Source organism: Anaerovibrio sp. (genome assembly GCF_024697385.1).
Classification (GTDB): Bacteria; Bacillota; Negativicutes; order Selenomonadales; family Selenomonadaceae; genus Anaerovibrio.
This window is the reverse complement of record NZ_JAILFV010000027.1, coordinates 1-6,773: the sequence shown is the minus strand read 5'-3', so window position 1 is coordinate 6,773 and position 6,773 is coordinate 1. Positions and strand designations below refer to the sequence as shown.

At 44.1% G+C, this 6,773-nt stretch carries 6 protein-coding genes; all 6 read right to left on the bottom strand.

Annotated elements, in window-relative coordinates; all coding sequences use genetic code 11:
* Window positions 1-278: 278 nt before the first annotated feature.
* Entirely contained in the window at window positions 279-725 is a 447-nt protein-coding gene (locus tag K6C05_RS01520) for an ATP-binding protein (protein ID WP_296730573.1), read from the bottom strand.
* A gap of 28 nt (window positions 726-753) precedes the next feature.
* Window positions 754-1,095, bottom strand: a complete 342-nt coding sequence (locus tag K6C05_RS01515) for an STAS domain-containing protein (RefSeq protein ID WP_296730572.1) — start codon at window positions 1,093-1,095, stop codon at window positions 754-756.
* 3 nt (window positions 1,096-1,098) lie between these two features.
* Window positions 1,099-3,252, bottom strand: coding sequence for a SpoIIE family protein phosphatase (locus K6C05_RS01510; protein WP_296730570.1), 2,154 nt, complete (start codon window positions 3,250-3,252; stop codon window positions 1,099-1,101).
* 80 nt (window positions 3,253-3,332) lie between these two features.
* Window positions 3,333-3,515: a hypothetical protein gene (locus tag K6C05_RS01505; RefSeq protein WP_296730569.1), complete on the bottom strand. Its 183-nt coding sequence runs from the start codon at window positions 3,513-3,515 to the stop codon at window positions 3,333-3,335.
* A 30-nt stretch (window positions 3,516-3,545) separates the two neighbouring features.
* Window positions 3,546-4,187 carry a sigma-70 family RNA polymerase sigma factor gene (locus K6C05_RS01500; protein WP_296730567.1) on the bottom strand — a complete coding sequence of 214 codons (642 nt, stop codon included), beginning with the start codon at window positions 4,185-4,187 and terminating at the stop codon, window positions 3,546-3,548.
* 35 nt (window positions 4,188-4,222) lie between these two features.
* Window positions 4,223-6,773 (bottom strand): NHLP bacteriocin export ABC transporter permease/ATPase subunit (locus K6C05_RS01495; RefSeq protein ID WP_296730566.1); only part of this gene is annotated, 2,551 nt, incomplete at its 5' end.

Genomic DNA, 6,773 nt, shown 5'->3' with positions numbered 1-6,773 from the left:
GTGTAGTACCAATCATAATTCATGCCACCTGCTACCAGATCCAGCTCATCATCTGTCATGATGCAGTCCACCATCTTACCGGTCTTTTCCAATTTTCCCTGCATAAACTTCTTGTCCATTTTGATTACCCCTTTCAATAATTCTGATATAGTATTTTATTGTATGATTTTCATCTTTCTGTCCTTTTTATGCACTCAGTAAAAAAAAGTGACAAAAAAATAAAAAAATAAATCGAGCCAATCTTTGACAAGAATAGGTCCCATCCACAGGGTAAACACTTATTCCTTCTTTATCATAACCGACAGCAGGAGGCGGTTTGCCATTTCTCCCTTAAATTCTTTTCTATTATATTCTACCTTGTCAAAAATCGAACGGATAATCCGAATACCATGTCCCCCAAGCTCAATATCCTTTAAGGTGATATTCTCCGGTATAGTAATGTTTTCCGCCAATGGATCAAATGGAATCCCATAATCCACTATCTCCAAGATAAAGCAATTATCACGAAATGATGTCCCCACCCAAAGGTACCCCGGGAATTCATAGGCATAACTTATAACATTTGCCACAGCCTCTTCCAGCCCCAGCACAATTTTTTGAATCTGTTTTTTATCCATCATTGCATTAGTAGCTGCCTGGATAACATCAGAACGGATCAGTCCATAATCTTCATCATCAGCACGATATTTTTTCCAGGTTACTGTATCATCATCTACAATATTCACTATAATCCCTCCAGATTTCAAAATTACATCATTTATCCTTCAGATCATCTATGCTTTTGTAAATCGTTACCAACATATCCAGCCGTGACATCTCCAATACTTCCTTGACCATCCCCTCCGGTGAAATCAGTGCAAACTCCCGGCCTTCAGCATCTGCCTTTTTGGCCAATCTGAGGAGCACGCGTATTCCCGCGCTGGAAAGATACTCCAGTTCTGAGAGGTCAACGGCTATTTTTTTGCTGCCAGCCAAGGTCTGTTCTCCATTCTCTATAGCTTCAGCAGAGGTACATCTATCCAACTGTCCCTTTATACTCCACACATTCCAACCAAATTCTTCCTTAAGCTCATAGCTAATTGGTAAATCCGACATAATTTAATCCCCCTCATCCTTCATTAAATACACCAGACTCATCATGGTAATATCATCAAACTGATCCACCTGCAATGAATGTTTTTTGACAGCATCCCGCACTGGTGCCAATATGTGTTCCGCCTGAATCTCATCAATTGCCACATCATTCAGTACCTGTCGAAGCCTGTTCTCAGAAAACATTACATTTGTTTCATCCTTTGCCTCAGTAACACCATCAGTGTAAATGAAAAGAGCATCTCCCCGTCGTAATGTAAGTGACTGTATCTTGTAGTCTATACCTTTCTTGATACCCAGCATAGGATTATCGGCCTTTTCCAGATACTCAAAACTGCCATTGGTGCGTACCAACGGCGGATTATGTCCGGCGTTTACATAATCAAACCTGCCACTGGAAATGTTCAGTATACCAATAAATGCCGTAACAAACATAAATTCTCTATTGCTGATTACCAGAGTATTATTCACCTGGTTCACAATACGGGCAAGATCCTTCTGTTCAGTAATACTGCTGATATAATTTTTTAACAATGTTTTGGTAATAACCATAAACAATGCCGCAGGTACCCCCTTATCGGATACATCTGCCACCGTTACTGCCACATTATCATCATCTATAAAATAATAATCATAAAAATCTCCGCCAACAGCCTTGGCAGGCTGCATAAAGGCACTGATGCCAAATCTTCCGGCACAGGTATTCTCATCAAGATTGTCCGGCAGCATCCCCTCCTGTATCCTGGAAGCCACCTTTAATTCCGTTTGAACCCTTTCCTTTTCTGCTACAGCCGTTGAAAGGTGCTCGATATACAGCTGCAGGTCATCAGTCATCTTGTTAAAGCACTGAGCCAGACCCTCTATCTCATCACCTGTATTAATATCCAGCTTTTTGTCCAGCTTGCCCCCGGAAATCTGCTTTACCTCTGCTGTCAGACGGCGAATAGGTAAAGTAGTCATGCTGGTCATGCTACGACAGGCAAATATTATCAAGAGTAACACAGGTATAAGCAACAGGGCAGCCTTGAGAATGGTAGAGGCGAAGATATCCTGAAGCACATCCTTGAAGTTGTTCATCTCATGCCGGATATTGGTAGCCACAGCATCTCCAGGCGCCAAAACCTCATCTTTACCGATAAGCGTACCAAAGCTCCATCCAATATGGCTCATGGGAGCATACGCCAAATAATATTCTGTACCATCCACCACAACTTCCCGCACATCAGTCTCACCGGCAACCATATGGTCAGCTGCCTCGGCAAGTGTAGGCTCACCAAGTGTTCTGATATCAACGACTTCAGGAACAGCCTGCAACATACCGTATTCCCTGCTGGAAAAAACAACATTGCAGTTACTGTCAAGGGTAAAGCTGAAGCCTGTTTTACCGGTAGAGGTATTTAACACCTTCTCATGAATATCCTCTATACTTGAACCAATTCCTACCACTCCGGCAAAGCCATTTTCATCATAATACGGTGCCACACATGACATTTCCAAAAAGCTGTCTTCACCTATATACGCCTCAGTGTGTGACATTTTTCCATTCTTTACAGCTAATTTATACCACGGGCGTTGTCTGGGATCATAGGTTTTGTTGAATAATTCCTGTCTTTCCCTGGACGGAAAAACTTTCCCGCCATGAGGGACAATATCCACACATATAAGATATCCATTTTTTGAACCGGCAAAAATAGACGCATGGTATTTAAGATAAGGCTTACCCATCGGTCTCATGTTAACACTGATATTGTTGGCAATGGCAATTTCCTGCATGAGCTCAGGACTGATTCCCTGTTCTACCAAATCCGGGCTGTAATATATATACGGCATTCCACTCATAATGTCATAATCAATCCGGGTATCGGGCAGCTCACAGGGTAAATACTGATCCTTATGCTGCATGATGTATGTCATGTTATCAGCAAGATATTGTACAGCCTCCCCGCTGTATACAAAACTCTGATCTATATAGTCCGCCTCGGCTACTGCCGATTTTCTAAGCTGTTCCTTTACCCTGCTGGTGGTAGATTCATCCACCATATCAGCAATGGAATCCTCCAGCACTACTTCCTTGTCATTCAGGGCATATCTGGTGCTTTCCATGGCATATACCCCCATGGCTGCAACAATCAGACAGGACACAAACACACTTGAAAGCACAATAAAGAGTACGCGATTATGGATACTTCTTATCTTGTGCCATATGAATCGATTGAACCAATTCCCCATATATAACACCCTTAATCCTGGTGATCATTATTCCCCAACGATTGCTTGTCCAGCTGGGCTGTAAGTATTTTGTGCAGATATTCCCTTGCATCACTCAATCCCCCAATGACCAGATCAAGCTCCTTGTCAGTCATAAGCTGTTTTCCCACACTGTCAGTCTTATAAAAAATTTTCTTAGAAAAGCTGTTATTCAATATCATACACCCCTTTTCACAGGATAAAAATCACTCAAATTCACCCAAATAAGCCTTCAAGCTTTCACGGGCACGCTTCAAAACCACCCGGACATTATTGGGAGTCATCCCCAGCTCTTCAGCAATGTCCTGAGATTTCATATCCAACCAATAAGTCATGGTAACAATTTTTCTTTCCCGATCAGAAAGCTGCTGCAGAGCGGCCTTAAGCTGTTCATTCCGCTCCTTGGACAATGTTTCCTCCTCTGGAGAATCCTCATCCCCGGATGACAAATCGAAATTGTCCTCCAAAGGAGTCGAAGTCTGATATGCCTTGCTACGGTATACCATCATCAATTCATTGTGAGCAATACGAAACAGCCAGGTAGAAAATGCACCCTTTGCCGAATTATACTCACTCAAATGCTGATACATCTTCATAAATGTACTGGAAACTATTTCATCGGCCAGAGAATCATCCTTGGTTTTTCCCAACAAATGCTGATATACCCTGGGAAAAAAATGATTGTATAACCTGACAAAGGCCTCCTCATCCGTAACTGCTTCCTGGGCAATCCGCCCCCAATCTTCATCATTATTATGCTGCAGATCATCAACAATGTCTTTTTCCATCATATTGCCCCATTTCGGATACACATCAAAAAATGTGTATGTTACAACGCCATTATTCATATTTATCTATTGGAAGGAAAATTCTATAAAATAGTTTAAGCTAATTGCCTCTGTACCAGCTGGCTAAAAATTCCGCCCTTTTCCACCAATTCATCAAAACCACCGACTTCAGCAATAGAGCCATTGTCCATGACAATGATTCTGTCACAGTTACGGATAGTGGACAGGCGGTGTGCCACAATAATCCTCGTAGCCTTTAAGTTATCAAGGCTCTTGGCGACAATAGCCTGGGAGCGGTTATCCAGCGCACTGGTTGCCTCATCCAGGAGGAGCAGCACAGGCTTGCCCACCAAAGCACGGGCTATCAGTATTCTCTGTCTCTGCCCACCTGAAATATTGGAGCTTCCCTCACTGATAACAGTCTGCATCCCCATAGGCATATCAGCTATATCAGCTGCTATCCCGGCGGCTTCAGCAGCCTCCCAGGCATCATCCTGAGTAAGCATCCTGGTCCCAACAATATTGGAGTATATGTCTCCCGTCATCAGCTGACCATTTTGCAGAACTACCCCCAGCTGGGAACGCACTGACGGAAGGTTCAACTCCGACAGATCCTGCCCATCAAAGTAAATAGCCCCGGATTTTGGCTGTTCAAAGCCCAGAATCAACCTGACCAAGGTACTCTTGCCGCTGCCGGATTTTCCTACTATAGCAACATTTTCCCCTGCTTCTACAGAAAAGCTCACATCATGAAGAACCTCCGCCCCCGGCTCGCCGGACTGAGGATTTTGATACGCAAAGGTAAGGTGTTTGACCTCAAAGTGACCGGTCAGTTTACCTGCATCCTGCTTTTCACCAACATTTTCCGGCATTTCCTTAAGGATTGGTCGTAAATTCTCCAGCTGAGGCTGGATAGCAAAATACTCACCAATCAAACCTATAACGCCACCCATAACACCATTAAAGCTGGTATATGCAGCATTGAAGGCAATAAACTGGGCATACCCAATACCAGTCTGAAGGGTCTTTCCGTCAGGTCCCACCTCATTCATGCCATATACGGCAATCCAATAAAGAATTAATGTAAGTACGAAAGGCTGGATACTGGAAATAATGGAAGTATAGTTATTCTGCCAACGGAGCTTCAGACTCCAGTTCCATTGTTCACCAAAATCCCTGGTCCAGAGATTATATGCCTGCTCTTCTGCCCCCTGTACCCTGAACTTGGCAAGGCCGGCAAAAATTTGTTGGACAGTACCGGCTGTTTTATTACCCGCAGCAATTATTTTGCGCTGGAAAAAGAGGATCCGCCTATAGACCAATGCAACAAAACCAGCATATACAATCCACACAACTATGGCGGCAGCTGTCAGCTTTAGGCTGTAATAGCACATCAAAAATATACTCCAGAAGGAGCACACAAATCCCAAAATCGACTCAACAAAGGAACCTGAAGCCAAATTCTTGGCCACACCAATCCCGCCCATACGGCTCGCCAATTCACCGGCCGTAAATTTTCTGAAGAACTGTGTGGGCAATGTCATCAGCCGCCCCCACATAGCAGCCTCTGCGGCTATTTCTATACGGGTACTGATACGCATGATCGCAATTGACCGCACGATGGAGATAGCCGCTGCCGTAAAGCTGGTGACCATCAGGGCCTGAGTGATCGTTGCCAATCCCTGCCTGTCCAATATAGGAATTATATCCTGAAAGATAGTCTCCGTTATAATCGGGGTAATCAAAGGGATAATCCCTGCAAAAATACTGCACAGAATGATGGTCTGATAATCAGTCTTCCAGCACTGTTTGAACATGAATTTAACCAGATCCCAGAGCTTCAGCACCCTCTGAGGAAAACCTGCATAGCACATAAAGGCATCCCTGGCCAAAAATTCCTCCACCTCGTCAGTAAGTGGAACCCCCTGAACATTATCCTTGGTAACAATACGGTAGCTTTTAGGAGTATCAGGAATCAATGCACAAAGCGTTCTTTCTTTCCCACCGGGAGGGCTGAAAAAGCCAATTAAAACTCCGGTATCCTTCGTATACCAGTCATTCGGCAGAGTTACAAGCCGCATCTGCATATTGCCCTTTTGGACCAGTCTGCGCAGCACCCCCACTGAATCAAGCTGTTTTGCATTCTCAGGAGATATTTCTATGGAATCCGTTGGCATGGACAATGCCTTGGCCACCTGCTGCACAATAAATATAGCTTCCTCGATTTCCTTACTTTCTTCCTTGTTGATGTCACCGACACCATCGAAAAGGTGCTCCTCCCCCAAAAGACTTCGGATACCATTCTCCACCAGCCTGGACTTACTCCATTTCTTGATTTCCATACGCCGTGACAGGCGTTTGTCCTCAGAAGAAAACCTCAAACCAAGGAACATGGAAAATATTTCTTCATTGTCCCGAAAGGATTCCAGCAGTTCTTCCCGATTGCTTTCATCCACCAGCACGGTGCCCCTTCGCCAGCCCAAAAGCACATCATCGCCCCTATCGGCCAACAATCTCAGCCATGACAGGGACATCATCTTTTTAAACCAGCCCTGCATCAGCGGTCTTAGCTTTTCCACCGATTCCCCTGAAAGGGATATTTCCCGAAGAACAACATCCTCCAATGCATAAAGCTGAATATCTATT

What these genes read in the sequence shown, in the direction of transcription:
- K6C05_RS01515 (WP_296730572.1), bottom strand. Translation starts at nt 1,095, where the DNA reads ATGTCGGATTTACCAATTAGCTATGAGCTTAAGGAAGAATTTGGTTGG.
- K6C05_RS01500 (WP_296730567.1), bottom strand. Translation starts at nt 4,187, where the DNA reads ATGAATAATGGCGTTGTAACATACACATTTTTTGATGTGTATCCGAAA.